2 protein-coding genes and 1 pseudogene are annotated in these 3,352 nt (G+C 68.0%); all 3 read left to right on the forward strand.

The window, feature by feature from the left end:
- Positions 1 to 982: pseudogene (locus I5E_RS21475) on the forward strand (DEAD/DEAH box helicase); the annotation flags it as partial.
- A 51-nt stretch (positions 983 to 1,033) separates the two neighbouring features.
- A complete protein-coding gene (locus tag I5E_RS08520) occupies positions 1,034 to 1,729 on the forward strand; it encodes a response regulator transcription factor (RefSeq protein ID WP_017888045.1) in 696 nt (231 codons plus the stop codon).
- 80 nt (positions 1,730 to 1,809) lie between these two features.
- Positions 1,810 to 3,352: sensor histidine kinase (locus I5E_RS08525; protein WP_031261943.1), on the forward strand; the 1,543-nt coding region annotated here is incomplete at its 3' end.

Raw genomic sequence — 3,352 nt, forward strand, 5'->3', positions numbered from 1 at the left:
TCTAGAGTCCTCGTCACGAACACGGTCTCGTTTTCGGCAGTGGCGGTCCGAGCTGCTGCGCCGCACCACCCTCTCCGAGGACGAGATCGGCGAGTACTCGGGCAGCGTGAAGGAGATCCGGCCCGTCACGATCGCGACGTACCAGATCCTCACCGCCCGCCGGAAGGGCGAGTACACGCACCTGTCGCTCCTCGACGCCCTCGACTGGGGCCTCATCGTCTACGACGAGGTGCACCTGCTGCCGGCACCGGTGTTCAAGCTCACCGCCGACCTCCAGGCGCGGCGCCGACTCGGTCTCACGGCGACCCTCGTGCGCGAGGACGGCCGCGAGGGCGACGTGTTCTCCCTCATCGGGCCGAAGCGCTACGACGCCCCGTGGAAGGAGATCGAGGCGCAGGGGTACATCTCGCCCGCAGCCTGCTACGAGGTGCGCATCGACCTGCCCCACCAGGACCGCCTCGAGTACGCCGCGTCGAGCGACGACGAGCGGTACCGGCTCGCGGCGACCTCGCCGGCGAAGACCCCGGTGGTCCGCGAGCTCATCGAGAAGCACCGCGGTGAGCAGATCCTCGTGATCGGGCAGTACATCGACCAGCTCGACGACCTCGCTGCGTCCCTCGACGCCGCCGAGATCACGGGTGCGACGCCCGTCGACGAGCGGGAGCGGCTCTACCAGGCCTTCCGCGAGGGGACGATCGACGTGCTCGTCGTCTCGAAGGTCGCGAACTTCTCGGTCGACCTGCCCGACGCGACGGTCGCGATCCAGGTGTCCGGCTCGTTCGGTTCCCGGCAGGAGGAGGCCCAGCGACTCGGCCGACTCCTGCGCCCGAACAAGGACGGGCTGCCGGCGTCGTTCTACACGCTCGTGACGCGCGACACCGTCGACCAGGACTTCGCGCAGAACCGACAGCGCTTCCTCGCCGAGCAGGGGTACTCCTACACGATCCTCGACGCCGATCAGGTCCAGGCGGTCGTTGGCTGACGCACCAAACGCTCTCAGGAAACCACTAGGGAACGGTCAGAAGATAGGACCATGAGCGATGGCCCCAAGATCCTGATCGTCGACGACGAGCCGAACATCCGCGACCTCCTGACGACCTCGCTGCGCTTCGCCGGTTTCGCCGTGCGCGCAGTGGGCAACGGAGCACAGGCGATCTCCGCCGTGCTCGAGGAAGAGCCGGACCTGATCATCCTCGACGTCATGCTGCCCGACATGAACGGCTTCGGCGTCACCAAGCGCCTGCGGTCGTCGGGCTACACCTCCCCGATCCTGTTCCTCACCGCGAAGGACGACACCGAGGACAAGATCACCGGCCTCACCGTGGGCGGCGACGACTACGTCACGAAGCCGTTCTCGCTCGACGAGATCGTGGCCCGCATCAAGGCGATCCTCCGTCGCACCATGAACGACGAGGAAGACGCGATCATCCGCGCCGGCGAGCTCACGATGGACCAGGACACGCACGAGGTCACGATCGGCGACGCGCAGATCGAGCTCTCGCCGACCGAGTTCAAGCTCCTGCGCTACCTCATGCTCAACCCCAACCGCGTGCTGTCGAAGGCGCAGATCCTCGACCACGTGTGGGAGTACGACTTCAACGGCGACGCCGGCATCGTCGAGTCCTACATCTCCTACCTGCGCCGCAAGCTCGACCAGTACTCGGCCGAGCCGATCATCCAGACCAAGCGCGGGTTCGGCTACATGCTGAAGGCCTCCAAGGCCTCGTAGCGCGTCCGGGCTCCTCGGGGCTCGACTTCACGGCGGTCGTCCGGTTTCACCGGGCGACCGCTGTCTATCGTTGGGGAAGCATGCACACGAGAATGAGCCGCTGGTGGGACGGGATCTCCCTGCGCACCAAGATCACCGGGATCACGGTGCTCTTGGTGGCGCTCGGGCTGCTCGTCGCGGGGCTCGGCACGATGACGGTGCTGTCGACGTACCTCATGGCGCAGCTGGACAACAACGTCCGTCAGACGACGGAACAGCTCGAGGGTCAGAACATCAGCGACGGTGAGCAGTACTGCAAGCTCTCCGTCGTCCTCTCGCAGAGCGCGTACGTCGCCGCCTACGACTCCGCCGGCAAGCAGATCTGCCAGACCCCGGCGTCGAGCCGCCCCGACATCCACGAACTCGACTTCTCCTCCGCGGCGCAGACCAGTTCGCGCTTCTCGCTGTACGACAGCCAGCACAACCACGAGTGGCGTGCGCAGGTCATCCCGGCATCGCTGCAGGACCAGTCGACCGGCACCACGCAGGCCGGGTACGTCCTGGTCGCGGTGTCGAGCGCCGACACCGACCAGACCGTCCTGCGGTTCACCGCCATCTTCCTGAGCTTCGGCGCCTCGGTGATCCTGCTCGGCGCCATGCTCACGCGGCTCCTCGTGACGGCGACGTTCGACCCCCTGCGCGACGTCGAGGACACCGCTGCCCGGTTCGCAGCCGGTGACTTCAACCAGCGCCTCGAAGCCGACACCCCCAACACCGAGGTCGGTCGGCTGAACCGGTCCCTCAACTCCATGCTCGAGCGCATCGACTCCGCGTTCGAGGACCGGCAGCGCACCATCGACCAGATGCGCCGGTTCGTCGGGGACGCCTCCCACGAGCTCCGCACGCCCCTCGTGTCGCTCCGCGGCTACGCCGAGCTCTACCGGATGGGCGCGCTCCGCAAGGAAGAGGACGTCGCCCAGGCGATGGAGCGCATCGAGAAGGAAGCCCAGCGCATGGGCCTCCTCGTGCAGGACCTGCTGCAGCTCGCCCGCATCGACGAGTCGAAGCCACTCGAGCTCGGCCCGGTCGACCTCGTCGCCATCGCCCGGGACTCCGCGCTCGACACGATGGCGTCGAACCCCGATCGCGAGATCCAGGTGCTCGTCGAAGACTCGGTGACCGGCGAGAGCGTGCCGCATGCCGTCCGTCCGGCGTCGGCTCCCGCCTCCGCCCCCGGTTCCGGCGACGGGCCCCCGGCATCGCCGACGTCCGCGAACACGACCGGCCCGATCGCGTTCTCGCGCCAGACGATCGCGCGGCTCCGCGCCCGCCGCACCCGCGCGATGGGCGTCGACGGCACGGCTGCCCCCTCCGACGAGACCACGCCGCTGCCCACCGTCGTGCTGCCGAAGCGGCCGCCGATCGTCCTGGCGGAGGAGAACAAGATCCGCCAGATCGTCACGAACCTCATGGGCAACGCCATGCGCTTCACGGAGCACGACGACCCGATCGAGATCGGCATCGGCGTGGACGACGAGCGTGGGATGGCCCACATCGACGTGATCGACCACGGTGAGGGCATCCCGCCGCAGCTGCGCGACGAGATCTTCCAGCGCTTCTGGCGTGCCGACACCTCGCGCGCCC

Source organism: Curtobacterium sp. B18, assembly GCF_000333375.1.
Taxonomy (GTDB): Bacteria; Actinomycetota; Actinomycetes; order Actinomycetales; family Microbacteriaceae; genus Curtobacterium.

Excerpts from the sequence above, each read along its gene's own strand:
- I5E_RS08520 (WP_017888045.1), top strand. The coding sequence starts at position 1,034 with ATGAGCGATGGCCCCAAGATCCTGATCGTCGACGACGAGCCGAACATC.